Origin of the sequence: Magnetovibrio sp. (genome assembly GCF_036568125.1) — a bacterium.
GTDB lineage: Bacteria > Pseudomonadota > Alphaproteobacteria > Rhodospirillales > Magnetovibrionaceae > Magnetovibrio.
Genome location: NZ_DATCTF010000010.1, coordinates 688,017 through 712,655, shown reverse-complemented (window position 1 = coordinate 712,655; position 24,639 = coordinate 688,017). Strand labels below are relative to the sequence as shown.

22 protein-coding genes and 2 tRNA genes are annotated in these 24,639 nt (G+C 56.7%); 12 read left to right on the top strand and 12 right to left on the bottom strand.

Annotation, left to right across the window (positions count from 1 at the left end; all coding sequences use genetic code 11):
- Positions 1 to 89: 89 nt before the first annotated feature.
- On the top strand, positions 90 to 866 hold the full coding sequence (locus VIN96_RS08175; RefSeq protein ID WP_331895314.1) for a helix-turn-helix transcriptional regulator: 777 nt from the start codon (positions 90 to 92) through the stop codon (positions 864 to 866).
- A gap of 54 nt (positions 867 to 920) precedes the next feature.
- Here the strand turns inward: VIN96_RS08175 and VIN96_RS08170 are convergent, their stop codons facing one another.
- Together VIN96_RS08170 and VIN96_RS08165 are read right to left on the bottom strand one after the other, a co-directional pair.
- The gene (locus VIN96_RS08170) at positions 921 to 1,274 is read right to left on the bottom strand and encodes a hypothetical protein (protein WP_331895313.1); all 354 of its coding nucleotides are present in this window, start codon (positions 1,272 to 1,274) and stop codon (positions 921 to 923) included.
- The gene (locus VIN96_RS08165) at positions 1,274 to 1,729 is read right to left on the bottom strand and encodes a hypothetical protein (RefSeq protein WP_331895311.1); all 456 of its coding nucleotides are present in this window, start codon (positions 1,727 to 1,729) and stop codon (positions 1,274 to 1,276) included. Before VIN96_RS08165 ends, VIN96_RS08170 begins: the two co-directional genes overlap by 1 nt.
- Before the next feature lie 289 nt (positions 1,730 to 2,018).
- Between VIN96_RS08165 and VIN96_RS08160 the strand changes: the two genes are divergently transcribed.
- The 3 genes from VIN96_RS08160 to VIN96_RS08150 all read left to right on the top strand — a co-directional run bounded on the left by VIN96_RS08160 (position 2,019) and on the right by VIN96_RS08150 (position 3,888).
- The gene (locus VIN96_RS08160; RefSeq protein WP_331895309.1) at positions 2,019 to 2,588 is read left to right on the top strand and encodes a helix-turn-helix transcriptional regulator; all 570 of its coding nucleotides are present in this window, start codon (positions 2,019 to 2,021) and stop codon (positions 2,586 to 2,588) included.
- Positions 2,585 to 3,001: a helix-turn-helix domain-containing protein gene (locus VIN96_RS08155; RefSeq protein WP_331895307.1), complete on the top strand. Its 417-nt coding sequence runs from the start codon at positions 2,585 to 2,587 to the stop codon at positions 2,999 to 3,001. The genes VIN96_RS08160 and VIN96_RS08155 overlap by 4 nt, the downstream gene beginning before the upstream one ends.
- Before the next feature lie 74 nt (positions 3,002 to 3,075).
- Complete coding sequence (locus tag VIN96_RS08150) at positions 3,076 to 3,888, top strand: site-specific integrase (RefSeq protein ID WP_331895306.1); 813 nt, start codon at positions 3,076 to 3,078, stop codon at positions 3,886 to 3,888.
- A 65-nt stretch (positions 3,889 to 3,953) separates the two neighbouring features.
- On the opposite strand, the gene VIN96_RS08145 is transcribed toward VIN96_RS08150, so the two are convergent.
- The 8 genes from VIN96_RS08145 to VIN96_RS08110 all read right to left on the bottom strand — a co-directional run bounded on the left by VIN96_RS08145 (position 3,954) and on the right by VIN96_RS08110 (position 13,197).
- Positions 3,954 to 4,029 (bottom strand) — tRNA-Val (locus VIN96_RS08145).
- Between the two features lie 136 nt (positions 4,030 to 4,165).
- Positions 4,166 to 4,438: an HU family DNA-binding protein gene (locus VIN96_RS08140; RefSeq protein WP_331895304.1), complete on the bottom strand. Its 273-nt coding sequence runs from the start codon at positions 4,436 to 4,438 to the stop codon at positions 4,166 to 4,168.
- A 278-nt stretch (positions 4,439 to 4,716) separates the two neighbouring features.
- On the bottom strand, positions 4,717 to 7,131 hold the full coding sequence (lon, locus tag VIN96_RS08135) for an endopeptidase La (protein ID WP_331895302.1): 2,415 nt from the start codon (positions 7,129 to 7,131) through the stop codon (positions 4,717 to 4,719).
- A 259-nt stretch (positions 7,132 to 7,390) separates the two neighbouring features.
- Positions 7,391 to 8,656 carry an ATP-dependent Clp protease ATP-binding subunit ClpX gene (clpX, locus tag VIN96_RS08130; protein ID WP_331895301.1) on the bottom strand — a complete coding sequence of 422 codons (1,266 nt, stop codon included), beginning with the start codon at positions 8,654 to 8,656 and terminating at the stop codon, positions 7,391 to 7,393.
- A 403-nt stretch (positions 8,657 to 9,059) separates the two neighbouring features.
- Positions 9,060 to 9,707, bottom strand: a complete 648-nt coding sequence (gene clpP, locus VIN96_RS08125) for an ATP-dependent Clp endopeptidase proteolytic subunit ClpP (protein WP_331895299.1) — start codon at positions 9,705 to 9,707, stop codon at positions 9,060 to 9,062.
- A 125-nt stretch (positions 9,708 to 9,832) separates the two neighbouring features.
- Positions 9,833 to 11,305 carry a trigger factor gene (gene tig / locus VIN96_RS08120; protein WP_331895297.1) on the bottom strand — a complete coding sequence of 491 codons (1,473 nt, stop codon included), beginning with the start codon at positions 11,303 to 11,305 and terminating at the stop codon, positions 9,833 to 9,835.
- Between the two features lie 115 nt (positions 11,306 to 11,420).
- Positions 11,421 to 11,507, bottom strand: a tRNA-Leu gene (locus VIN96_RS08115).
- A gap of 109 nt (positions 11,508 to 11,616) precedes the next feature.
- Entirely contained in the window at positions 11,617 to 13,197 is a 1,581-nt protein-coding gene (locus VIN96_RS08110; RefSeq protein ID WP_331895295.1) for an NAD(P)H-hydrate dehydratase, read from the bottom strand.
- Between the two features lie 485 nt (positions 13,198 to 13,682).
- On the opposite strand from VIN96_RS08110, the gene VIN96_RS08105 reads away from it, so the two are divergent.
- From VIN96_RS08105 to VIN96_RS08085, 5 genes are all read left to right on the top strand, one after another.
- Entirely contained in the window at positions 13,683 to 14,495 is an 813-nt protein-coding gene (locus VIN96_RS08105) for a c-type cytochrome domain-containing protein (protein ID WP_331895293.1), read from the top strand.
- Between the two features lie 199 nt (positions 14,496 to 14,694).
- A complete protein-coding gene (locus VIN96_RS08100) occupies positions 14,695 to 15,873 on the top strand; it encodes a PQQ-binding-like beta-propeller repeat protein (protein ID WP_331895291.1) in 1,179 nt (392 codons plus the stop codon).
- A gap of 51 nt (positions 15,874 to 15,924) precedes the next feature.
- Entirely contained in the window at positions 15,925 to 17,178 is a 1,254-nt protein-coding gene (locus VIN96_RS08095) for a D-amino acid dehydrogenase (protein ID WP_331895289.1), read from the top strand.
- Positions 17,179 to 17,262: 84 nt separating this feature from the next.
- On the top strand, positions 17,263 to 17,739 hold the full coding sequence (locus VIN96_RS08090; RefSeq protein WP_331895288.1) for a CopD family protein: 477 nt from the start codon (positions 17,263 to 17,265) through the stop codon (positions 17,737 to 17,739).
- Between the two features lie 60 nt (positions 17,740 to 17,799).
- Positions 17,800 to 18,873, top strand: a complete 1,074-nt coding sequence (locus tag VIN96_RS08085) for a peptidoglycan DD-metalloendopeptidase family protein (RefSeq protein WP_331895287.1) — start codon at positions 17,800 to 17,802, stop codon at positions 18,871 to 18,873.
- Here the strand turns inward: VIN96_RS08085 and VIN96_RS08080 are convergent.
- Positions 18,870 to 20,132 (bottom strand): bifunctional alpha/beta hydrolase/OsmC family protein, encoded by a 1,263-nt coding sequence (locus VIN96_RS08080; RefSeq protein WP_331895286.1) that lies wholly within the window; start codon positions 20,130 to 20,132, stop codon positions 18,870 to 18,872. The genes VIN96_RS08085 and VIN96_RS08080 overlap by 4 nt on opposite strands.
- Positions 20,133 to 20,264: 132 nt before the next feature.
- Here VIN96_RS08080 and VIN96_RS08075 point away from each other — a divergent pair, with 132 nt between their 5' ends.
- The 3 genes from VIN96_RS08075 to sseA all read left to right on the top strand — a co-directional run bounded on the left by VIN96_RS08075 (position 20,265) and on the right by sseA (position 23,032).
- Positions 20,265 to 20,930, top strand: coding sequence for an NUDIX domain-containing protein (locus tag VIN96_RS08075; protein ID WP_331895285.1), 666 nt, complete (start codon positions 20,265 to 20,267; stop codon positions 20,928 to 20,930).
- Positions 20,931 to 21,115: 185 nt separating this feature from the next.
- Positions 21,116 to 22,117: a cysteine synthase A gene (locus tag VIN96_RS08070; protein WP_331895284.1), complete on the top strand. Its 1,002-nt coding sequence runs from the start codon at positions 21,116 to 21,118 to the stop codon at positions 22,115 to 22,117.
- 57 nt (positions 22,118 to 22,174) lie between these two features.
- The gene (sseA, locus tag VIN96_RS08065) at positions 22,175 to 23,032 is read left to right on the top strand and encodes a 3-mercaptopyruvate sulfurtransferase (protein WP_331895283.1); all 858 of its coding nucleotides are present in this window, start codon (positions 22,175 to 22,177) and stop codon (positions 23,030 to 23,032) included.
- Here the strand turns inward: sseA and VIN96_RS08060 are convergent.
- Entirely contained in the window at positions 23,029 to 24,639 is a 1,611-nt protein-coding gene (locus VIN96_RS08060; protein WP_331895282.1) for a PAS domain-containing hybrid sensor histidine kinase/response regulator, read from the bottom strand. The two genes, sseA and VIN96_RS08060, sit on opposite strands and share 4 nt — an antisense overlap.

Sequence of the window (24,639 nt, the reverse complement as noted above, 5' to 3'; positions counted from 1 at the left end):
CGGGGACGGTCCCCGGAAGCAGTCCTCTGCCTTCGTATACGTAACGAAAGGCTCGGGGAATTCTCCAACTCAAACTGATAGGTGAAACAATGGCAGTCAAAATGAAGGAAGTAATCGAAGGCACGGAAGAAACCGCAGGCATGCGTCTGCGTAAAGCACGTGACGACAAGGGCCTTACCCGTTCGCAGGTGTTCGAGCAAACGAACATTCCCGTTCGGTCTCTTGAAAAAATTGAGGGTGGACAGCAAGAACCTTCCCTTGCTCGCGTTCAAACACTGTGTGAACTCTATGGCGTTGCCATGGAGTGGGTAACGAACGGCGGCACGGCCAAGGCTGAAACTTCCGTTCAACCGGAAACGACCAGCCCGAAAATTGCGCCGGCGAATGAAAACGATCCGGTCGAAACCTTGCGCGGCATGTTGGCCGATCTGGACGACATGCGTGAACACGCTTTTGAGAACGTGCAACGCGGTGCCATGGCTCTGTCCGCCGACATTCACGACGCGCTGAAATATCTGGAACCGAGCGACTTGCTGATCTTGGCGGTTGAACGTGGTTTGAGCGAAGACGAAAGCCACAACATCGACACCTTCTTCGACCTCTTCAACGATGACGCCGACAAGGCCCAAGCGTTTTGCGGCAACATCGAGGACCGGATCGTGGACACGGCTTTGATCGGCATCGACCTCTACGCGATGGAAGAAACGAAGCTGGAAGCACTGGCCGACGAACTGGGCGTCGAACTGCCGGGGAACAACTTCTGGGAGTGGTGGGATGCCCCTGACAAAATGGAACTGATCGTGGCCTTGCGTCCGAAACTGCGCGCCATGTCCATTGTGGACAAACTCAAAACCTATATAGACTGACTTCGCAATAGGGGCCCGTTATGGGCCCCTATTCAGTATGAGAAAGCGAAAATGTCAAACACCCAGGACTTGCCACTCACGAATATCTAGAAGGATAGGAACATAAGTCCTTTCTCTCCACATTGGATTGCTCTTGCCCCAATAGAAAAAATAAACCGTCGCTCCATTTTTCAAAGCCTTTGTACTCGTTGTCCCATCTTTAGAATAAAGAACAACGAGGTCTCCTGTTTTTACTTTTTGATCTGGAAACCAAAAGGCCTCTTGATCACCTGCTGTTGGAGCATCATTGTTCACATATGACCTCAACATTGCATATTGCCCAACATCATCATCTTGAAGAACAGATATTACAATCCGCTCTTTGTCCAAATCTGAACTGTTTGAAATTTTGTCAAGCTTCAGGGTCATTATTTGCCCCCCCGATGTTTGACAATTTTTGAAATAACAGCGCCGATAATCAATGCCGTCCCCACAACGCCAAAAGTCCAAGAGACCCATGCGGGAACAGCAGGAATCGCAGAGATACCAGGAACGGCTCCCAGGGCAAGAGCACCAATAGAGAGGGTAGCGCCATAAAGAATTTCATTTGAACTAAGGGCCTTAATTTCACTTTCCAAAATGGCGGCCTTCTTATCGCTGGCGTGAAAACTGTCACGAAACGAAGAAAGCGTTTCGACCTGATGTTCCAAGTCCTCAACCCTATCCAACAATAATTGCACACCCGTGACCGTGGCCAGTTGCTCAGCCTCGAGGTCTGCGTGTGCTTTTGTGTATGACTTTTTGGGTTTTGCACCACTGCTTTCGAGAAACGGCTCACTGCCGATTTCCTCAGGAGCTTCAGTTTGTTCTTCGTCAATGGACATAAATCAACACCATTTTCCAAAACACCTAAGCAACATATCGTAATGCCACCCATGCCACAATGAGCAGATAATCAAGTGTTCTGCACAAGATATCGGCCTCACGCCCCCCGACAACACAACATTCATGATGGCATTTGACAAAACCACCAAATAGGTGTAATTGTTTTTACATCATTATGGCACACCATAAGTGCTGGGGGATTAAATGGACCAGGGGCTACCCGGATTGCATCAGCTAATTAGGACGCATCGAGAGCGGAAAGGCATCGCGAGAACGACCTTTGCCCGCATGATCGGTATTAGCCCAAGCTCCATGGTCAAATACGAATTGCCCGAAAATGAAGGAGGGAAAATCCCGTCGGCGCCAAACTTAGTGAAAATTTGTGAGCACCTGGAAATTGACCCTCGTGAAGCATTCGATGCAATCCAGTTAGGGCGTTTAGCTCAGGAGGAGCTAGAAAGCGAAGAACCACGATCATGGCCTCCTAAAAGCAAAGATTATTTTCGTTTCACAGATTTCTTTGCGTCCGACGCTGATTGGATGAAGTTCGAATACAACATCAAGTCTATTGAGGACTTACATCAAAACCTTGCCCAGATTGGGGGGGAGCTGCATTGGTTGAACAGTAAAGTTGAGCGCATCAACACGGTTTTGGAAGGAAAGGACCCTTCTGAAGAAGCTCAGAAAGAACACGAAGAATTCCGCGCCCGCATGGAAAAGGCAAAAGCCGAGTACCTGAGTGGCGGAATAGAAAACGGCCCGGATCAAAAAGACCCGAGCCGTTCTGCATTGTCATCTACCGAAACTGAGGCTGTTGACGCAGCCTCTACAGAGCAAACGAAAGGAAAAGCTCCATGAGTTCGATTTATGATCAACATCATACACACGCACTGCCTCACCCTCAAGTCCATATGCACGAAGTTGGAAACCGGCTGGTTTTCAAACGCTATGAGACATCACGTAATGGCGATTGGGCCAAAGGCCCCTACTACACCCTCCGCGACGTGGCTGGAATGCTTGGCTATTCGTATGAGACTGTTCGAAAGCTTGTCCATGACGGCAAGTTGAAGGGCTACCAACGTGCATTTTCTTGCGCTATTCGTATTGCCCGCGAACACCTTGACGAATTTCTGGAGCAGAACCAATGCCACGCCCGCGCAAACCAGCCCGACTTGTCCGAATTCGGGACAAAGAAAACTGGTATGTCCGGGATGGACGACAAGTCCTTAGCACAGGCACTCCGCATGAAGGGGCGGCTCAATGCTTCCTAAGCGAGTACCTTGCTGCGAAATCCACGCCGAAAACTCCAACAGTGTCCGCACTGTTGGAGTTGAGGCTGGACGATTTGAAGTCATCCGGCAAATCGCGTGCGGCAAAAACGCCCACATTTCACAATCAGCTCAAAGCGCATTTCGGCCCCATGCGACCGGAACGGATTACTCCGCCCTTCGTCAAGGAATACTGGACGAAGCGCAAGCACGTTCCTTCCTCTCTCCGGGAGGAACTATTCGAACTGCGGACAACTCTTCGCATGGCCGTCAAATGCGGTTGGATCGACAAAGCCCCCTACATCGAAATTCCGGCCAAGAAACCACCCAGGGAGCGCTTCTTGACGCGAGTGCAAGCCAAGTCCTTATTCGAAGCGGCGGAGCCGATGCACCTACGCCTGTACCTTCTGATCGCCATGACGACTGGGGCACGCAGGGGTGCCATTCTCGGGCTGACCTGGGATCGTGTGGATCTGCAACGTGGACGGCTGGACTTCACGGATCCCGAGATGGCGATTACGAAAAAGCGCCGCACGGTAGTGCCCATCAGCACGGACGTGGTATCCGCTTTGAAGTCGGCAAGCGCGTACGCGCAATCACCCTACGTGGTCGAGTACAAGGGCAACCCAGTGCAAAGCATCAAGCGATCATTCGGGGAAGCCGCCAGCAAGGCTGGCGTTCCCTGGGCCTGTCCGCACATCCTCAAGCACTCGGTCATATCCTGGCTTTCGGAGGACGGCTACTCGGTGGACAAGATCGCGGATTTGACGGCCACGCACCCCATCACGGTGCGCCGCGTGTATCGCAAGTTCTCCCCCGACTATTTGGAGGATTTGTCCGAAACACTGGGGCAAAACATGAGTTTTGCAAACCAGTTCGCAAAACCCTAAAACCTCTAACTGCCAGTCACTCCCCCCAGAACATCAAAAAGCCCCGGTTTCCCGAGGCTTTTGAATGGTGGGCGGTGACGGGATCGAACCGCCGACCCTCTCGGTGTAAACGAGATGCTCTGCCAGCTGAGCTAACCGCCCTGAGGTGTCTTTTTCAAAACGTCGCGACACTACTGTGCCGTCTCGCCGAACTCAAGTCTAAACGCAACCCAAGTTCCGAAAATGCGAAACGGCCGCCCCCGATGCGGGAGCGGCCGAAAATCGCAAAGGCGCTGTCTTAGTTGACGGCGTCTTTAAGAGCCTTACCAGCTTTGAACTTCGGCTGGTTGGAGGCCGGAATTTTGATGGATTCGCCGGTACGCGGATTGCGACCGGTGGAAGCCGCGCGAGCGGCAACGCTAAAGGTGCCGAAACCGACGAGGCGGACTTCGTTACCGGACTTCAGAGAACCCGTGATGGCGTCGAGAACACCGTCAACAGCCTTCGTGGCGTCTGCTTTGGACAGGTCCGTGCTGCTCGCAACGGCGGCAATCAGATCATTCTTGTTCAACTTAAGGCCCCCTTCATAAAATCAAGGATTATACAGGTATGCGCCGTTTGGGCGGCGCAGTGATTCGTTGATGCAGGACTCTAGTGTTGAAACGCGAACCGCGTCAATCACACATGTTGAGTTTTCCCCAGTTTTTTGCGGGTTTCAGCACATTTTTATGCAAATTCATGCAACCGGATCGCTCAATCTGACAAGATCCTGACAAAAACAAGCCCGGCGAAGCTTTTGCTTCGCCGGGATAGCTTGCTTTGGGTTGCAAAACAATTCGCGGAAAACGCCTAATGCGTGATCACGCCGTTCTGATCTTCTTCACCGGCATTGGTCGCCACGGCGGCTTCCAATTCCTCTTCTTCCCATTCGACGGGTGTCAAAGGCGCGGCCAAGGCATGTTCGAGAACCTGCTCGACGCGTGAGACCGGAATGATCTTCAAGCCCTTGGTCACATTGTCCGGGATTTCCGCCAAATCCTTTTCGTTATCGGCGGGGATCAGCACCGTTTTGATGCCCGAGCGCAACGCGGCGAGCAGCTTTTCCTTCAAGCCGCCGATCGGCAACACCCGACCGCGCAAGGTGATTTCGCCGGTCATGGCGACATCTTTGCGCACCGGGACGCCGGTGAGCACCGACACGATCGAGGTGACCATACCGACGCCGGCGCTGGGACCGTCTTTCGGGGTCGCGCCCTCGGGCACGTGAACGTGAATGTCGCGCTTTTGGAACAACGGCGGCAAGATGCCGAACGTCGTGGCGCGCGATTGAACGAATGATTTGGCGGCCTGGATCGATTCGGTCATCACATCGCCGAGTTTACCGGTGATGGTCATGCGGCCCTTGCCGGGCACCATCAGGGCTTCGATCTGCAAAATCTCGCCGCCCACTTCGGTCCATGCCAAGCCGGTGGTGATGCCGACCTTGTCTTCTTCTTCCAACTCGCCATACCGGAAGCGTTTGACGCCGGAGTACTTCTCCAGGTTCCGCGAGGTGACCTTGACGTGGTCGATCTCGCTGTCCATGAGGATTTCCTTGGTCGCTTTCCGCACCAGCTTGGCGATTTCGCGTTCCAAGTTACGCACGCCCGCTTCGCGGGTGTAGTAACGGATCAAGTCGCGCAACGCACCGTCGGAGATGCTCCACTCTTCTTCCTTGAGGCCGTGCGCTTCGATCTGCTTGCGGATCAGGTGGCGCTTGGCGATTTCGACCTTTTCGTCTTCGGTGTAACCCGACAGGCGAATGATCTCCATACGGTCCATCAACGGTCCGGGCATGTTCATGGTGTTCGCGGTGGTCACGAACATCACGTCCGACAGATCGTAATCGACTTCCAGGTAGTGATCGTTGAAGGTCGAGTTCTGTTCCGGGTCCAACACCTCCAACAAGGCAGAGGCCGGGTCACCGCGCCAATCCGCACCCATCTTGTCGATTTCATCAAGCAAGAACAAGGGGTTGGAGACCTTGGCCTTCTTCATGCCTTGGACAACCTTGCCCGGCATCGAGCCGATATAGGTGCGGCGGTGGCCGCGAATTTCAGATTCGTCGCGCACCCCGCCCAAAGACATGCGCACGAACTTGCGACCGGTCGAACGCGCGATGGATTTACCCAGCGACGTCTTACCGACGCCCGGCGGGCCCACCAGACACAAAATAGGGCCTTTCAGTTTCTTGGTGCGGGTCTGCACGGCAAGATATTCGAGGATGCGTTCTTTGACCTTCTCCAGACCGTAGTGATCGGCGTCGAGAATTTCCTGCGCTTCCTTCAGATCCTTTTTGACCGGCGACTTCTTCTTCCACGGAATGCCCAGCATCCAATCGAGGTAGTTGCGCACCACGGTGGCTTCGGCGGACATCGGGCTCATGGACTTGAGCTTCTTGAATTCGCCCATGCATTTTTCGCGCGCTTCCTTGGACAGGCGGGTTTTCTTGATCCGCTCTTCCAGTTCGGCGTTTTCGTCCTTGCCCTCTTCGCCCTCGCCGAGTTCCTTCTGAATGGCTTTGAGTTGCTCGTTCAGATAATACTCACGCTGGGTCTTTTCCATCTGGCGTTTGACGCGGGAGCGGATTTTCTTTTCCACCTGCAACACGCCGATTTCGCCTTCCATGTAGGAATAGACGCGTTCCAAGCGCTCGCCGGTGGTCTGAATTTCCAACAGTTCCTGCTTTTCGGAAATCTTCAACGCCAAATGCGACGCCACGGTGTCTGCCAGTTTCGAAGGATCTTCGATCTGGTTGATGGACACCAGGGCTTCGGGCGGGATTTTCTTGTTCAGTTTGATGTATTGCTCGAACTCGCCAACCACGGAACGCGACAGCGCTTCCAGCTCTTTCTCGTCACCGTCTTCTTCGTCAATGAATTCGACCTCGGCTTGGAAGAAATCGGTCTTGTCGCCGTATTTCATGATCCGCGCGCGGCGGCCGCCTTCGACCAGCACTTTGACCGTGCCGTCGGGCAGTTTCAGCAATTGCAGAACCGTCGATACGGTGCCGACCGAATAGATGTCTTCGGGTTGGGGTTCGTCCTGGGCAGCGTTCTTTTGCGCCACCAGCAAGATCTGCTTGTCTTCGCGCATGACATCTTCCAGCGCCCGCACCGATTTTTCGCGACCGACGAACAGCGGCACGATCATGTGCGGGAACACAACGATATCGCGCAAGGGCAAGACAGGCAGCATTTCGCCTTGGGATGAATAGATGCTCATATCGACACGAAGTCCTTATGAAAAGATTTGATCACCGGCTGTTTGGTTTTTGAGATACCGGTATGGGGGGTGCTAGGGAAAAGATGGCCCCCTTTGGGCCCCTCTTCAAGGGCCATGGAGGCGATTTCGATGAATTTTTGGGGATAAAAGGCAATAAATGGCGTTTAAGCACCCAAAAACGACAAAACCGCCGGACTTTTGAGGGTCCGGCGGTTTGATTTAAGGGCTGAACGCCCGATTTAAGTCGATTGAACGCGATTTAGGCGCTCGATTCCACTTCTTCGGTGCGATCAGCATAGATAAACAGCGGCTTCGCGCCTTCGCCCACGACTTCGCGATTGATCACCACTTCCTCAACGCCATCGAGGCCGGGCAGATCGAACATGGTGTCGAGCAAGATGCCTTCCATGATCGAGCGCAGCCCACGGGCGCCGGTTTTGCGTTCCACGGCCTTCTTGGCGATGGCGGTCAACGCGCCGTCGGTGAAGGTCAGTTGCACGTCTTCCATCTCGAACAAACGCTGGTACTGCTTAACCAAGGCGTTTTTCGGTTCGGTGAGGATCGTCACCAGGGCGGCTTCGTCGAGATCTTCCAACGTCGCCAACACCGGTACGCGGCCGACGAATTCGGGGATCAGGCCGAACTTGAGCAGATCTTCCGGTTCCAGTTCATGCAGAACCTCGCCCACGCCACGGGTGTCGGGGGCTTGAACGTCGGCGCCGAAGCCGATGCTGGAGCCCTTGCCGCGCGACGAGATGATCTTGTCCAAACCGGCGAACGCGCCGCCGCAGATGAACAAGATGTTGGTGGTGTCGACCTGCAGGAATTCCTGCTGCGGATGCTTGCGGCCACCCTGGGGCGGCACGGAGGCGACGGTGCCTTCCATGATCTTCAGCAAAGCCTGCTGCACGCCTTCGCCCGACACGTCGCGGGTGATCGACGGGTTGTCGGATTTGCGGCTGATTTTGTCGACTTCGTCGATGTAGACGATGCCGCGCTGGGCGCGTTCGACGTTGTAGTCAGCCGACTGCAGCAGCTTGAGAATGATGTTTTCCACGTCCTCGCCCACATAACCGGCTTCGGTCAGGGTGGTGGCATCGGCCATGGTGAACGGAACGTCGAGGATGCGCGCCAGGGTCTGCGCCAGCAAGGTTTTGCCGCAACCGGTCGGGCCGAGCAGCAAGATGTTGGACTTGGCCAATTCGACATCGTCGGACTTGGAACTGTGGCCCAGGCGTTTGTAATGATTGTGCACCGCCACCGACAGAACCCGCTTGGCGTGAGACTGGCCGATCACGTAATCGTCGAGGACGTCGCAGATTTGCTGCGGAGTGGGCACGCCTTCGCCGGATTTCACGAGTGAGGTTTTGTGCTCCTCGCGAATGATGTCCATGCACAGCTCAACGCACTCGTCGCAGATGAAGACCGTCGGGCCGGCAATAAGCTTGCGGACCTCGTGCTGGCTCTTGCCGCAAAACGAGCAGTAAAGCGTGTTCTTGGAATCGCCACTACTGGACTTGCTCATAGGTTCTCCGTTCGTGTTATTCCCCGCCGCGTTGATGGACCCTTGGCGAGGTTTGTAGATCATATTAGCCACTGGCGGCAGGACGGGACAATCCCCTTGTGGATTATTTCCATTTACGGCCCCATGGGTTGAGGTCCGTATCCGCCGCGCCGCTGTGGCCTTGTTTCAGCTATATGGGGCGGGCGTCAGCGCTTCGCCAGCTTTTACAATATGTTGATCGAAATGACATCCTGACGTGATACCCGCACTTCGCGGTTCGGGCAGGACGACTGAAACAATGCAATAGCAGGTATTTTTTTTCGATTTCCTTAAAAAAACCGATCTGCACGGTGACGAATCAAAACAAAAACCCCTGCCCGGCGACTTTACAGACGCGTCCGGCAGGGGTTTCGCGCTGTTGAGATCAGTCTTTGGCGGTGTCTTCTTCCGCGTCGAACGGGCGTTGTGTCACCACCTCGTCGATCAAGCCGAAGGCTTTGGCCTCTTCCGGACTCAAGAACTTGTCGCGTTCCATCGCGGACTCAATGGCCGAAAGCTCCTGTCCGGTGTGCTTGACGTAGATGTCGTTCAAACGCGCACGCAGCGAGAGGATTTCGCGGGCTTGGATTTCGATGTCGGTGGCTTGGCCCTGTGCGCCGCCGGACGGCTGGTGGATCATCACCCGTGCGTTGGGCAGCGCGAAGCGTTTGCCCGGCGCGCCGGCGGCCAGCAACAGCGAGCCCATGCTGGCGGCTTGGCCGATACACACCGTCGAAACCTTCGGTCCGATGTATTGCATGGTGTCATAGATGGCCAGACCAGAGGTAACGATGCCGCCGGGCGAGTTGATGTAGAACGAGATGTCCTTTTTCGGGTTCTCGCTTTCCAAAAACAACAGCTGAGCGCAGATCAGGCTGGAAACGTGATCGTCGACGCCGCCGGTCAGGAAGATGATGCGCTCCTTGAGCATGCGCGAATAGATGTCGTATGCGCGTTCGCCCCGGTTGGTGGTTTCAACCACCATGGGCACCAAGCTGTTCATGTAAGTGTCGATGGGATCACGGTCACGCATGGCTTGAGCTTATCCTTAAAACGTTCAATGGCAGAAAAAGAAGGGTCCGGAATCGAAACCCGCCCCCAAGAGTATGGGGGCGGGAAACGAAAAGAAAAGACCCAATTGGCAATTAAAGCGCGAAATCAGTCCGCTTTTTTGGCCGCAGGCTTTTTCGCCGGGGCTTTTTTGGCGGGAGCTTTCTTCACGGCGGGCTTGTCGTCGCCGTCTTCGGAAGCAGCCTTCTTGGCCGGAGCTTTTTTCGCCGGAGCCTTTTTGGCGGCGGCTTTCTTCTTCGGCTTGGCCGGCTCTTCGTCTTCGGCCATCAGTTCCTCGACGGACACGACCTTATCGGTGGTCTTGGCCAATTCCATGATGAAATCGGTGACCTTGTCTTCGAACACCGGACCCGACAGCTGTTGCATGGCTTCCGGGTTTTCCTGATAGTACTTGAACACCATCTGCTCTTGGCCCGGATAGTTCTGGGCTTCCTGCAAGATCGCCTTCTGCAGGTCGTCTTGGGTGATCTCGATCTTGTTGGTGCGGCCTACTTCGGCGAACAGCAGACCCAGCTTGACGCGGCGTGTGGCGATGTCGCGGAAGTCCGCTTCACGCTCTTCGTCGGTCATGTCTTCGACGTCTTGACCGGCTTCCTTAGCCTGTTCATAGGCCTTTTGGATGCTGTCGTACTCGGCTTCGACCAAACCCTTGGGCAGCTCGAAATCGTAAGCATCGTTCAAAGCGTCAAGCAATGCGCGCTTGGCTTTTTGGCGCGAAATTTGGTTGAAACCCTGGGTGTGCTGATCGCGAATGGCGGTCTTCAGCGCTTCGAGGTTTTCCATACCGGCTTTTTTGGCCAGTTCGTCGTCGATTTCCGAAGGCTTGGATTCCTTCAGCTCGTTGATCTTGACCGTGAACACCGCGTCTTTACCGGCGAGGTTTTCGGCGCCGTATTCGTCCGGGAACTTGACGTTGACGTCGAGCTCATCACCAGGGTTTTGGCCGATCAATTGATCTTCGAAACCGGGGATGAAGCTGCCCGAACCCAATTCCAGGTCGAAACCTTCGGCCTTGCCGCCGGGGAACTCTTCACCGTCGACCTTGCCGACGAAGTCGATGTTGACCACGTCGCCGGATTTGGATTTGCGCTTTTTGGCGACCGGTGCGGACGTTTTGTAGGCATCGGCCATACGCTGCAAGGTGCTGTCGACTTCGGACTCGTCGGTTTTGGCGACCAGGCGTTCTACAGAAATCTTGGAAAAATCGCCCAGGTCGATTTCCGGCATGACGTCGACGGCCATGGTGTATTCGAGGTCTTTGCCCTCTTCGAAGCTGGTGATTTCGATCTTCGGCTGCATCGCGGGACGCAGGTTGTTGTCGGTCATCACTTTGGTCGAACCGTCCTGAACGGCCTTTTCCAGGGCTTCGCCCATGATGTTGGGGCCGTATTTCTTGCGCAGAAGGCTGACGGGCACTTTGCCCTTGCGAAAGCCCGGCAACTGCATGGTTTTCGACAGCTCTTTGAGACGGCTGGAAACCTGCTCTTCAAATTCGTTCGCCGGAACGACGATGGTGAATTCGCGGCTGAGGCCTTCGTTTTTGGTTTCTGTAACCTGCATGGTGGAACCCGTTCGCATTCTAATAAAAAACATAGGGGGGCGCTGGCGCGTATCGCTTTTGGATACGGCGAGCACCCTGCTCAATCTCAATCGGTATCCGGGGACCGGCTTATCGTGGTGCGGGCGGAGGGACTTGAACCCCCACGGCGTTTCCGCCACCAGAACCTAAATCTGGCGTGTCTACCAATTCCACCACGCCCGCCGAAGGTCCCGGTAACCGGGCGTGGCGCGCACTTTATACAATTCGCCACCCCTGTCAACGGAAGCGTAAGCGGATGCTTCGCCTGGCGCAAAAGCCGGATTTGGCGCGCTTAGGCCAAGGTCTCCATCAGCCACTGCAAAACGTCGGGAAGTTCTTCGGCGATGTCCTCTGCGATCAGCCCTTCGCCGAAAGCGGTCGCGGCCTCGCCGTGCAGCCACGCCGCGGCGTTGGCGGCTTCGAACCCCGGCATGCCCTGGGCCAGCAACGCGCCGATAATTCCCGCCAAAACGTCGCCCGCCCCTGCCGTCGCCAGGGTTCTGGGCGCGTTCGTGGTCAGCGCGGCGCGACCGTCTGGGGCCGCGATCACGGTATCGGGCCCCTTGAACAGCACCACGCAGCCGGCGCGGCGCGCCGCTTCGCGGGTAACGTCCAATTTGCTGAGGCCGTTCTCACCGTTCTTTTCCAGATTGGCGTAGGCCTGGGCCAAATCGGGAAACAGCCGCGGAAATTCACCACCGTGCGGCGTCATCACCACCGAATCGATCCCGCCGTTGGCCTTGAGGTTTGCTTTCACCGCCTTGAACAACGCTTTGGCGTCGTTTTCAAACACCGTCAGGGCATCGGCGTCGAGCACGCAGCGTTTGCCTGTTTCGAGCGCCGTCAAGGTCATCCCCCGGGTGGCTCGCGACACTCCCGCGCCCGGCCCAATCACGCAGCTGTTCTTACGCGGATCGGCGATCAGCTTGCGCCAGCCCTTGGCTCCCTTGAACGACGGCGTCAACGTGCCGGGATCGACGCTGGCGGCGTATATGGCGAACGCGTCTTCGGGTGCGGCGATGCTCACCAGTCCCGCGCCCGCACGTCGCGCGGCGCCCGCCACCAGGCGCGCCGCGCCGGTCATCACGCCACCGCCCAGGACCACCATGTGACCACGCACATATTTATGAGTATCTGCCTCTTGGCGCGGATAGGCCTCGCCCCAAAGCGCCGAGGTGTTGAGGCTGACGCCATCGAACACGCCTGCCACCACCGCGTCGTCGATGCCGATGTCGGCAACCACGATTTCGCCGCACACACTGCGCCCCGGCATCAACGCGTGCGCGGGCTTGGGACGGCAGAACGTCACGGTGAGGTCGGCGTGAAAACAGATTCCGCCGCGTTTACCGCCCAACGCGCGCGCCGTATCGCCGCACAATCCGCTGGGCACATCCACAGCCACGACCACGGGCGCCGTGCCCTGGGCCTGCGACACGGTTACCAATTCGGCCAAAATCTTGGGCACGCCGTCAAGCGGACGGCTCAGTCCGGCGCCAAACAGGGCATCGACGACCAACAGATCGTCGCCATTTTCGAGTCCCGCAATGACATCTAAAGCGGCTTGCAACGGCTCGACCTTGCTGCGCCAGCGTTTGGCGTTGGTCAGGGATTCGCCCGTATATGCACTTTTATCTCCGAATATATAGACCGTGACCGGCCAGCCGGCCTTTTTCAGCAAGCGGGCGACGACGAACCCATCGCCGCCGTTCTTGCCCGGCCCCACCAGCACGGCGACCGCGCGTTTTTCCCAACGCGCCAGCACGGCGTTGCACACGGCCTGCCCCGCAGCCTCCATCAATCGCTTCGCACCGACTCCTTGGCTGATCGCAGCTTCATCGGCGGCACGCATCTGAGAAACGCTCAAGACTTCCATTTGGAGCCCCTCCTTAAATAAAAAAATCGCCCCGACCTCTAGAGACGGCCACCCAAGATCACACGCAACACTTTTTTAGTGTAACGCCGATTGCACAGGCACCGAAAGCACGATTCCATTAAGGGGAATACATTCCTTCACATTAGAAAGGCCCCAAAAACCATAGGGGGAAGCTGAACGTTAGCTGAACAGAGCGGTATTAACGTATTCTAATTTAATACTTTACGGTTTTCTAATTAATGCGGTGCACAACAAATTTTCACCCCACCCATCAGGGTATTTTTTGGGTAGCATTGTGGCAAAAGTGTGTAAGCTTTGAAAATATACCTTGAATTTCTGAGCGTTTTCCGCTTCTTTTTAGTGGCGCGTTTCGGGAGGGACGTGACTGATCGCACCGTTCAGGTGCATTAGACGTGTTCAGAAACGCACGTTTTTCGAAAAACGTTTCATCAGGGGGAGCAACCTAAATAATGGGGCAACTTCACATGGCTAACACTGCAAAACGCTTGGGCTTTGCAGCCCTTGCCGGCTTTGCCGTTCTCGGCATGGCCATCACCTCTTCCACTCCGGCAGCTGCCGAAGGCGAAGAACTCGACCAACACGTTCAGGCTGTTTTTGACAACGTCATCAAAGCCGACATTCCTATCTCTTACGAGCGTGTTGCGACGCTGATGCGCGCGGATAATGCGTTCGGCGAAGGCGCGGCTTGCGTCGTTTGCCACAACTCTGCGAAAGCCTACAACGGTCTCGACCTGTCGAGCTGCGAAGGCATTCTCAAAGGCGGCGTAACTGGCGCGTTCGTGACTCCGGGCAAAGGTTCCGGCGGCACCATGCGTCGTTCCTTGCGCGATAACCGCATGCCGCTCGGCATTTCTCCGGCTTATCCGTCCAACACCAAGAACCACTTGGTTGTTTACGATTGGATCAAAGGCGGCTTGAAAAACGACGATAATTTCAACAAGAACGTTCTGCCGTTGTTTGCTGCGGCCGGCGCATTCGGTGGCGACACCAAGTGTACCGACTGCCACATGTCCAACCAAGAACCGCCGTCGTTCCACGAAATGGACCTGACCAGCTGGTCTGGCATCGTGGAAAAAGGTGCTGATTCGGTTGCGAAAGCCGCCGAAGGTCTGCCGCCGGTCATGATCGTCAAAGCCGGCAAGCCTGAGAACTCGAAACTGTGGCTGCGCTTGACCGAAAACCGTATGCCTGCGGGTATCGCTTCGGACGCCGATCGCGACCCTTACAACCTGCACATTCTCATGAAGTGGGTTGATCAAGGCGCGAAGTGCAACTAATCGCACTGCACCTCATATGAACGAAGGGGACTCGGGCAGCCGGGTCCCCTTTTTTCATCGTTCTTGTCCAAGCTTAAGACTTGTCAGGCCCCGACGTTTCGCGCTTAACTTCGGGGTGGCTCCACGCTTTGCAGTGTCCCATCCGGGGCGGCACAAAAGCAAAAACCAAGCAAAAACATAGACCCAACAGGCGGCATTGATGACCTTACACTCGAACACCCTCAGCCAAATCTCGCGCACCTTCATGCGCACGGCCGTACTGTCGCTTGGCGGCGTCGCGATGTTGACGGCCGCGATCCAAGCCCAAGCCGCGGGACGCGATCCCAGCGAAATGAAACGCGCCGTCGATGAGCCCGCCAAGGTCCTCGGCGAATGGCAGACCGGCAACGAACAGCTGCGCCCGTTCACCTGCACGACGGACCGCATCTATTTATCGGGCGACACCACCGCGGAACTGTGGGACACCAACGGCAAGCAGATATGGCAGACCAAACTGCCGGTTCCCAGCCATTTTCGCCCCCGCGTCGGCGACGGGGTGATGGTCGTGGCCGGACGCAAGGGTTTGGCGACGATCAACGCAGAAACCGGTGAAACGCTTTGGACGTATACGGTCAGCGAAAAAGAACAGCTCAGTGTCCCGCTGGTCGCCGCTGGTAAGGTGATCGTCGGCCAAGACAGCTGGCTCAAGGCCTTCGATGCCAAGAGCGGCGAAGAGCTGTGGGAATTCGAAATCGTTGTGCCGCGCCAGATCGCCTACCCACCCATCGCTTATGATGACAAATGGGTGCTGATGGGCCCCGGCGACGGCAATCTTTACGCCATCGACATCGAAGATGGTTCGTTGGTATGGAAGAACAACACCGGCAAACGCAACTGGCAGTACCTTCGCCAACTTTACGTCGCCAAGGACACCAACGGCCAAGATATCTTGGTCGCGGGCGGCTACAAGGACGACGTTTACGGTATCAAAATCGAAAACGGCGAACCGCTGTGGCGCTTTTATGGCGGCAATTTCATCAACAGCCACATGGTCGTCGATGATCAAACCTATTTCTGGTCGCCCACCGGCTGGCTGTACTCGCTGAACGTAACCAACGGCAACATGCGCTGGCGGCACCTCACCGACGATCACCGTGCGTCGTCCGGCTACAAAAAATGGGGTCACTTCATGGCCGAGTTGGTAGCCGACGACAAAGTCGTTTACGCCTTGGACATGCGCGACACCCTACATATCCTCGACCGCACCAACGGCGACGAACTGAAATCTTACGAACTGCCGTTCAACGCACGCTTTTTCACCTGCACCACCGGCGACAACAAAACCGTATTCGTCGGCTCCACGGATGGCGAGATCATCAAGCTGGGCGTGGACTTCTAGTCGTCCTGGCATTAAACACATCGTTGAAGACATTGGATTTGGCGAGAAGAGATGAAAGTCGTTGTCCTTGGCGCAGGTGTCATCGGCGTAACCAGCGCATACGAATTGGCCTGCGACGGCCATGAAGTCATCGTCGTCGAACAACGCGAAGGCGTTGCCTTGGAAACCAGTTTCGCCAACGGCGGGCAATTGTCCGCCGACCACGGCGAACCACTGGCCGCCCCTGGCGTGATCGAAAAAGCCATCAAGTGGCTGGGCAAATACGATGCGCCGCTGCTGTATCGTTTGCGCCTGGACCCGGCGTTATGGTCGTGGACCTTGCGGTTCCTGTCCAACAGTTCGGGACCGAAATTCTGGCGCAACGCGGCACGGGTGCTGCGCTTGACGCTGTATTCACGCCAGCGCATGGCCGAAACGCTCAAACGCGAAACCATCGCCTTCGACCATCTGAGCACCGGCATCGTCAGCATCTACCAAGACGCCCGCGAATTCGACCGGAGCCTGGAAGACGCCCGAACCATGAAAGAGCTGGGTGCCGAGCGGCGTTCATTAGACCGCCGCGGCTGCATCGAACTCGAGCCCGCCCTTGCCCATAGCACGCTGTTGATTGCCGGCGGAATATTTACTCCGCTGGATGAAAGCGGCGATTGTTTCGAATTCACCAAGTCCCTAGCGGAACGCTGTACCAAACGCGGCGTCGATTTCAGGTTCAACACCACCGTCAAAGGCTTTAACCGCGAAGGCTGGCGCATCACCTCCGTCGAAACCGACCGCGGCACCATTACCGGCGACGTGTTCGTGATGGCGCTGGGCAGCTACAGCCCGCTGTTGCTCAAAGGCCTAGACCTGAAACTGCCGATTTACCCCGCCAAAGGCTATTCGGTGACGATGCCGGTGATCGACGACGCCATGGCGCCGAAATGTTCCGTGACCAGTCAAAGCCACAAGCTGGTGTTCAGCCGCCTAGGCAACAAGCTGCGCGTCGCGGGCATGTTGGAATTCAACGGCTACGACACCCACCTCGACGACCGCCGCGCCAACATTGTGCTAAAAAATGCCGTCCAGGTGTTTCCCCGCGCGGTCGAGGAAGATCATGCCGTGTTGTGGACCGGCTTGCGCCCGATGACGCCGGACGGCTCGCCGGTGCTGGGCCGCGCCAAACAGGAAAACCTCATCCTCAACACCGGACACGGCATGCTGGGTTGGACCATGGCCATGGGCTCGGCGCGCATCACCGCCGACTTGGTTGCCGGTCACGCGCCGCACATCGACATGGACGGCTTGGGCTGGGAACGTTTTTCTTAAACGCTTCTAAAGTGCTGGCGAATACCTTAAAAAGACATACTACACTTGCAAGGTACCATCACACTGCCAGGAAGGACAAAACCTATGGACCTGATCGAAATTCTGTTTCCCATCGCCAGCACCGCCCACACCCTAGCCGCTGTGATCTGGGTGGGGGGCATGTTTTTCGCTCATATGGCCCTGCGTCCGTCCTTGATGGAAGAACAGCCCCCCACCCGTCTGCGGGTGTGGAGCAACGTGTTTCCACGCTTTTTCGCCTGGGTATGGCTGAGCGTGGTGATCCTGCCCGCCACCGGTTACGCCATGGTGTTCGTCGACTTCGGCAGCTTCGCCGCGGCCGGCCACCACGTCACGCTGATGCACGGCGTTGGCTGGGTGATGGTGATCCTCTATGCGGTCTTGTTCTTCCGCCCGTTTTCTAAATTCAAAGCCGAAGTCGCCGCCGAAAATTGGCCCGCCGCAGCCGCGCATCTCGCTGTGATCCGTCGCATCGTCACCATCAACTTGATTTTAGGTCTGCTGGTGATTGTTGCTGGGGTTTCGGGACGTTTTTGGGGATAGATTTACCTGCCTCGCACAACCCGCTATCGTATTGTCGGATCAATTGGGTGGGAGGCTCCGATGTTCATGGGCCAGGTTTTGTGCGCGTGTCTTGCGGCGTTCGTGCTGTTCCTTGCGCCGAGTGACGCTCACGCCAAACAAGTGAAAGACCGCGTCAAACGCGACTTCCGTCACGCCGATGAAAACGGTGACGGCGAACTAAGTCGCGCCGAATGGAAACGACGCGGCAATTTCGAACGCCTGGATCGAAACGGCAACGGCGCCCTGAGCCTCGATGAAGTACGCGCCATCTATAAAGACCATGATCAACGAAATTACGACTGGCCGCCCAAAGACATGGCCGCCATTGCCGAGGACATCGATCCCACCATCGCTCAAGACCGAATGAACCGCGATGCCCTGGACAAGGAAACCATGTGCGGGATCGGCCGTGCGCTCAAGTGCGACATTGAGCCCCAAAAAAACCGCGGCCTGATCGAAACCGGAACCGGTCCGCGCTTTCCCGATAACGCCAACTGCCCCGGCATCGACGACTACTGGGCCATGGATTACGCCTCCAAACGCGAAAGGCAAAGCTTTCACGGCGGCATAGACCTTCCGGTCCCTTGGGGTACGCCGGTGCGCGCCGTGGCGGACGGTTCGGTAGTCACCCTGTACACAGCCGACAATTCAAAGCGCGGCGCAGAAGTCGTGGTGCGCCACAGCCCCGCGCAAACGGACCTGCCCATGTGGACATACTCCGCTTATGGTCACCTTGACGTCCTTCCCGACCTAAAAGTCGGGCAAAAACTCAAGATGGGGCAAATCATCGGCCCGACGGGCAATACCGGCATAACGGCGATGGGCTCCAAGGGCGATAGCCAGTCGTCCACCCGCCGTCCGGCCATCCATCTGGCAATGTTTTACAGCGCCACCAACACCTACAGCGAAGTCAACGACACCATCGTCCCTGTGGACGGCTACTGGTTGGACCCGATGGCGTTTTACCGCCAGAAGGAACCGTTCGAATCCCACGCCGTGAAAGCCCTGCCGGAATCCGAAAAGGACGTCGACATCCCCATCCTGTTCGACGACGGCATGACGTGGCCACCAGACACCAAAGTGATTTGGCCCTACACCTGCAAACGCAATTAGCCTTGTTGCGTTGGTTGCGGTTCGCCTTCGTGGGTGACGATCTTGACCTCGGCGTGCAGGGTCTTGTGCACCGGACAACGGTCGGCGATTTCCAATAAGCGCGCGCGAGTGGCGGGATCCAAGTCGCCTTCCATCACCACTTCGCGTTCAATCACGTCGACCTTGCCGTTTTTGGTTTGGCATTCATGACAGTCTTCGGCGTGTATCTTGTCGTGGCGTAGGCGCACCGTGACCTTATCGAGCGGCAACTTCTTGTGATCGGCGTACATGCGCAGGGTCATCGAGGTGCACGCCCCCAAGCCCGCCAGCAACAGATCATAGGGCGACGGCCCGGATCCGAGCCCGCCATAGGCGACGGGTTCGTCGGCCATCAAATAATGGCGTCCGCCGATGGCGGCGTGTTGCTGAAACTTGCCGTTGCCCGTTTCCCACACCACCACGTCGCCTTCGGTGCCGGGCAACTCCTCGCCCCCCTCTGCTTTTGGGACTTCGATATAGCTTTCTGCCCACGCGGCGATCACGCCGGATACGTACAGCGCATCGTCGGGATTGTGCAGCAGATGGTCGGCATCGTCCAACGACACAAAGCTTTTGGGATGCTTGGCGGCAACGAAGATTTTTTCGGCGTTGTCGATGCCGACGACTTCATCGCGAGGGGCGTGAAAGATGATCAAAGCCCGGCCGAGTTCGGTGATCGCTTGGCGCATGTTGTGCGCGGAAATATCTTCCAGGAAATGACGCTCGATGGTGAACGGCCGGCCGCCGACGCTGACCTCGGCGGAACCGTGATCCAAAATGCGGTGCAGATCGTCGCCGAAATGCCCGGTGACGTGTTCTGGATCGAACGGTGCGCCGATGGTCGCGACAGCCTTGCATTCGGGCACACGGTGCGCACCGGCCAACACCGCCGCACCGCCCAAGGAATGACCGATGAGGATTTGCGGTGCTTGGTGATGGGCGCGCAGCCAATCGGCGGCAGCCACCAGGTCGTCGATGTTGGAGGTAAAGTTGGTGTTGGCAAATTCACCTTCCGAGCTGCCCAAGCCGGTGAAATCGAATCGCAGCACCGCAATGCCGTGCCCCGTCAGCCCACCGGCAAGACGGCTCACCGCACGCAGATCCTTGGTGCAGGTGAAGCAGTGCGCGAACAATGCAAAAGCTCTCGGTTCGCCATCCGGCATATCCAGGCGCGCCGCCAGCTGCGCGCCCGTACCGCCGGGAAAGGTCACTTTTTCGCTGCTGTGGGGTGCTTGCACCATGGGGAGCTCCTTTACCTTACCAATGGCCACAGGTTGCGCGAGCACGGGCACGAACGCAACCGCATTGTAGGCCCCTTGATCAACTGGGCGCGGCGCGCTCTACTGAGCCGCGCTGACAGAGGACCGGATCGCATGAACGACGATTTCGATAAACTTCAAGCCACGGAGAACTTCACCGTCGACGATGTTGAGGTGGTGGAGAAAGTGCGTGCCCATGATGGCTATTTCAAGGTCGACCGTTATCAGTTGCGTCATCGCAAGCACGAAGGCGGTTGGACCGAGGTGATGAGCCGGGAAATTTTCGAACGCGGCCACGCCACCGCCGTGTTTCTGTTCGATCCGGAACTCGACAAGGTGGTGTTCATCGAACAATTCCGCCCCGGTGCTTTCGCCGCGTTCAACTCGCCGTGGTTCGACGCCAAGACCCATTCACCATGGGTGTTGGAATGCGTCGCCGGAATCATTGACGAAGGCGAAAGTCCCGAAGACGTCGCCCGTCGCGAATGCATCGAAGAAGCCAATTGCGCCGTGGTCGACATGGTGCCGATTACCCACTACCTGGCCAGCCCCGGCGGAACCACCGAAAGCATTTTTCTGTTTTGCGCCCGCATCGATGCCAGCAATGTCGGGGGCGTGCACGGCCTGGAGCACGAACACGAAGACATTCGCGTCATCAGCGTCGATACCGACACCGCCATGGCGTGGCTCGACCAGGGCCGCTTCATCAACGCCATGACGCTGATCGCGATGCAGTGGTTCAAACTCAATTTGTCCGATTTGCGCGCGCGCTGGTCATAATTTCGCCTTTTATTTCCCGATAGTATGCCCCGTTCATGCGCCGCGGCGCCTTGGGCGGGATGAGATATGGGGACACACTTCACAATCTTTTGGCAAAGCGCTTGATCGTAGCGACGTTGCTCCCTATCTTTCAACACAACATATGGATTGCTAATATTCTTTATACAGAGATTGGTGTGTAAATAATGAACGTCCGTTCTGGTTTTCCCGACACAATCGGCAACACCCCGCTGATCCGCTTGAACGCGGCATCCGAAGCGACCGGTTGCGACATTTTCGGCAAGGCCGAATTCATGAATCCTGGTGGTTCGGTGAAAGACCGGGCGGCGCTGTTCATCATACGCGATGCGGTTGAACGCGGGCTCTTGAAGCCCGGCGGCACCATCGTCGAGGGCACCGCGGGCAACACCGGCATCGGTCTGACATTGGTGGGCAATGCACTCGGCTATAAATCGGTGATCGTCATCCCCGACACGCAAAGCCAGGAGAAGAAAGACACCATCCGCCTGTGCGGTGCAGAGCTGATCGAAGTCCCCGCCGTGCCCTACAGCAATCCCGAAAACTACGTGCACGTGTCTGAACGCAAGGCCCGGGAACTCAATGACCGTGAGCCCGGCAGCGCCATTTGGGCGCGTCAGTTCGATAACGTCGCCAACCGCCAAGCCCATATCGAAGGCACCGCCCCGGAAATCTGGGCGCAAACCGACGGCAAGGTCGATGGTTTCGTATGCGCGGTGGGTACCGGCGGTACGCTCGCGGGTGTGGCCATGGGGCTGAAGGACAAAAACCCAAACATCGTCACCGCACTGGCCGACCCCATGGGTTCGGCCCTGTTCGGCCATTACAAGAACGGGCAATTGAAGGCTGAGGGCTCGTCCATCACCGAAGGCATCGGCCAAGGGCGTATCACCGACAACCTCAAAGACGCACCGATCGACGATGCCTTTCAGATTTCCGATCAGCAGGCTCTGCCGATCATCTTCGACCTGCTGAAACACGAAGGATTGTGCCTGGGCGGGTCCAGCGGCATCAACGTCGCCGGTGCGATCGCATTGGCGAAACAAATGGGACCCGGCCACACCATCGTCACGGTGTTGTGCGATTTCGGCACCCGCTATCAGTCCAAATTGTTCAATCCGGCGTTTTTGACCGCGAAAGGTCTGCCGGTGCCCGAATGGCTGGCATAGCATTTCAGTTTTTGCTAATGTCCGCGCCTATCGAATGAACAGGCGAAGGCACGTGCAATGAAATTCAAACACCCAGAGGCCCTGGTCAGCGGCGAATGGCTCCAAGCGCATCTCGATGCGCCGGACGTGCGCATCGTCGACGCCACCTATCACCTGCCCCACGCCGACCGCGACGCTTATGAAGAATGGACCTACCGCCATATCCCCGGCGCGGTGCATTTCGACATCGATAAAATCTGCGACAGCGACACCGATCTGCCGCACATGTTGCCGAGCGCGGAAAAGTTTTCATCCCACGTGCGCAAGCTGGGTCTGGGCGACGGCAACAAGATCGTCATTTACGACAGCAACGGCGGCTATATGGCGGCGTGCCGGGTGTGGTGGATGTTCCGTTTGTTCGGTCACAAAGACGTGTGCGTGCTCGATGGCGGTTTGGTCCGCTGGGGCAAGGAACGCCGTCCCATCGAAACCGACGAACCGATCGTGCAAGAGCGCCATTTCACCGCGCGCATGAACAATGCCCTGGTCAAAACCAAAAAGCAGATGCTCGACAATCTGGAAAGCCACAAGTTCCAAGTCATCGACGCCCGCAACGAAGGCCGCTACAAGGGCGTTGACCACGAACCGCGCCCAACCGAACGCATGGGCCATATTCCCGGTTCGGTCAACCTGCCGTTCACCTATATCACGCCACCGTCCCAGGACTTCACCTTTCGCAGCCCCGAAGACATCTGCGAATTGATCAACGGTGTCGGGATCGACATGAACAAGCCTGCCGTCGCCACCTGCGGTTCCGGCGTCACGGCTTGTGTTGTCGCGTTCGCGCTGTATCTGTTGGGCAAGGAAGACGTCGCCGTCTACGACGGATCGTGGGCTGAATGGGGCGACGACCCCAACGTGCCGATCAACGTCTAATCGACCTCCGGTGAAGAGGCCTGGTTGTCTTTCGCAAAAATGTCCTGCATGACCTTGAACAAGCGATCAATTTGAAACGGTTTGGTCAAATAGTCGTGAAATCCTGCTTCTAGCGCCTGAGCCACATCGTTGGGCATGGCGTTCGCGCTCACCGCGACGACCGGTATGTGCTTGGTCTTTTCCATTTGCGCCAATGCGTGCATGGCGGCGACACCGTCCATGCCCGGCAGGTTGATGTCCATAAGGATCAGGTCGGGCTGCTGTTTTTCGGCCACGGCAATGCCAATCTCGGCAGTATGGGCTTCCAGAAGCTTATAGTCCGGCACCATCGCCAAGACGTGCGCCATCAAGGACAGGTTGGCCGGATTGTCCTCGATGTAGAGAATGGTCCGCGGGCCCACGCTGCCCTGAACAACGCTGTGACCGGGCGTTGCGTCCTGGTCGACATCGCTCGCGGACGTGTCAACGCTGTGGCTTGTCATCGGCAATTCGACCCAGAACAAACTGCCCTTACCGACGTGACTGATCACACCGATTTCACCGTCCATGCGATGCAGCAATTCGCGGGTGATGGTGAGGCCGATACCGGTTCCCTGGACATCCGAGTTTTCATAGCCCAATCGTTCGAACGGCTCGAACAGGTGTTCCAACTGTTCCGGCGCAATGCCGATACCCGTATCGGAAAATTCGATGTGAGCCTTGTTGTCGCCTTCAACCCCGATCGTGACGGAAACGCTGCCCTGCTCGACGTTATATTTGACCGCGTTGGACAAGAGATTGAGGATGACCTGCTTAATGCGTAGCGCATCGGCGCGGACGAAAACATTATTACTGCCCGAAATCACCTTGTTGAGCTTGATTTGACGTTTTGTCGCAACCGGCTCGATGATGGACAGACATTCGTCGATCAAGGCATCCACGTTCACATCGACGAAATCCATCGTGTAATGGCCGGATTCGATTTTCGCCAATTCCAGAACTTGGTCGATCAAATTTAAAAGGTGATTGCCGCTATCGATGATCAACTGCGTGTAGTTGGTTTGCGCCTCGTTCAACGGAGCTTTCTGGTCGAATTGCAACAGCTGGGCAAAGCCGAGTATGCCGTTCAAAGGGGTGCGCAACTCATGGCTCATCGAAGCCAAGAATTCCGTCTTGGCTTGATTGGACTTTTCGGCAGCTTCCTTACTGCGGCGCTGCGCTTCTTCGACCTTCAAGGTGTGGGTGATGTCACGGGCGACACCGTGAACGCCCTGGAATTCTCCGCTTGAAACGTGAAAATACGGCGTTCCGCTGAGCAAAAACGTATATTTTTCACCGTTGCGGCCTGTGACGATAAATTCTTGATCGCGAAAAGGCTTGCGCCAATTTCGAATGGGTTGAGCGGTCTCGGACGGATGGGCGAACTCACCGATCTCTTCCAAGGTTTTGCCAATCCACTCGTGTGGAAAGAAGCCCGTTATCTCGTGCAACCGCGCAGAAACGCTACGCAATTTGAGATCCTGGTCGACGTCCCAAATCAAGTCGGAAACAAGCCGGGTGATGTCTTCGAAATGCTGCAGCAGTTCGTTGTAGGCTTGGTAGATATCTTGATGTTGCTCAGCGCCCAT

Excerpts from the sequence above, each read along its gene's own strand:
- VIN96_RS08175 (WP_331895314.1), top strand. The coding sequence starts at position 90 with ATGGCAGTCAAAATGAAGGAAGTAATCGAAGGCACGGAAGAAACCGCA.
- VIN96_RS08170 (WP_331895313.1), bottom strand. The coding sequence starts at position 1,274 with ATGACCCTGAAGCTTGACAAAATTTCAAACAGTTCAGATTTGGACAAA.
- VIN96_RS08165 (WP_331895311.1), bottom strand. The coding sequence starts at position 1,729 with ATGTCCATTGACGAAGAACAAACTGAAGCTCCTGAGGAAATCGGCAGT.
- VIN96_RS08160 (WP_331895309.1), top strand. The coding sequence starts at position 2,019 with ATGATCGGTATTAGCCCAAGCTCCATGGTCAAATACGAATTGCCCGAA.
- VIN96_RS08155 (WP_331895307.1), top strand. The coding sequence starts at position 2,585 with ATGAGTTCGATTTATGATCAACATCATACACACGCACTGCCTCACCCT.
- lon (WP_331895302.1), bottom strand. The coding sequence starts at position 7,131 with ATGAGCATCTATTCATCCCAAGGCGAAATGCTGCCTGTCTTGCCCTTG.
- clpX (WP_331895301.1), bottom strand. The coding sequence starts at position 8,656 with ATGAGCAAGTCCAGTAGTGGCGATTCCAAGAACACGCTTTACTGCTCG.
- clpP (WP_331895299.1), bottom strand. The coding sequence starts at position 9,707 with ATGCGTGACCGTGATCCCATCGACACTTACATGAACAGCTTGGTGCCC.
- tig (WP_331895297.1), bottom strand. The coding sequence starts at position 11,305 with ATGCAGGTTACAGAAACCAAAAACGAAGGCCTCAGCCGCGAATTCACC.
- VIN96_RS08110 (WP_331895295.1), bottom strand. The coding sequence starts at position 13,197 with ATGGAAGTCTTGAGCGTTTCTCAGATGCGTGCCGCCGATGAAGCTGCG.
- VIN96_RS08105 (WP_331895293.1), top strand. The coding sequence starts at position 13,683 with ATGGCTAACACTGCAAAACGCTTGGGCTTTGCAGCCCTTGCCGGCTTT.
- VIN96_RS08100 (WP_331895291.1), top strand. The coding sequence starts at position 14,695 with ATGACCTTACACTCGAACACCCTCAGCCAAATCTCGCGCACCTTCATG.
- VIN96_RS08095 (WP_331895289.1), top strand. The coding sequence starts at position 15,925 with ATGAAAGTCGTTGTCCTTGGCGCAGGTGTCATCGGCGTAACCAGCGCA.
- VIN96_RS08090 (WP_331895288.1), top strand. The coding sequence starts at position 17,263 with ATGGACCTGATCGAAATTCTGTTTCCCATCGCCAGCACCGCCCACACC.
- VIN96_RS08085 (WP_331895287.1), top strand. The coding sequence starts at position 17,800 with ATGTTCATGGGCCAGGTTTTGTGCGCGTGTCTTGCGGCGTTCGTGCTG.
- VIN96_RS08080 (WP_331895286.1), bottom strand. The coding sequence starts at position 20,132 with ATGGTGCAAGCACCCCACAGCAGCGAAAAAGTGACCTTTCCCGGCGGT.
- VIN96_RS08075 (WP_331895285.1), top strand. The coding sequence starts at position 20,265 with ATGAACGACGATTTCGATAAACTTCAAGCCACGGAGAACTTCACCGTC.
- VIN96_RS08070 (WP_331895284.1), top strand. The coding sequence starts at position 21,116 with ATGAACGTCCGTTCTGGTTTTCCCGACACAATCGGCAACACCCCGCTG.
- sseA (WP_331895283.1), top strand. The coding sequence starts at position 22,175 with ATGAAATTCAAACACCCAGAGGCCCTGGTCAGCGGCGAATGGCTCCAA.
- VIN96_RS08060 (WP_331895282.1), bottom strand. The coding sequence starts at position 24,639 with ATGGGCGCTGAGCAACATCAAGATATCTACCAAGCCTACAACGAACTG.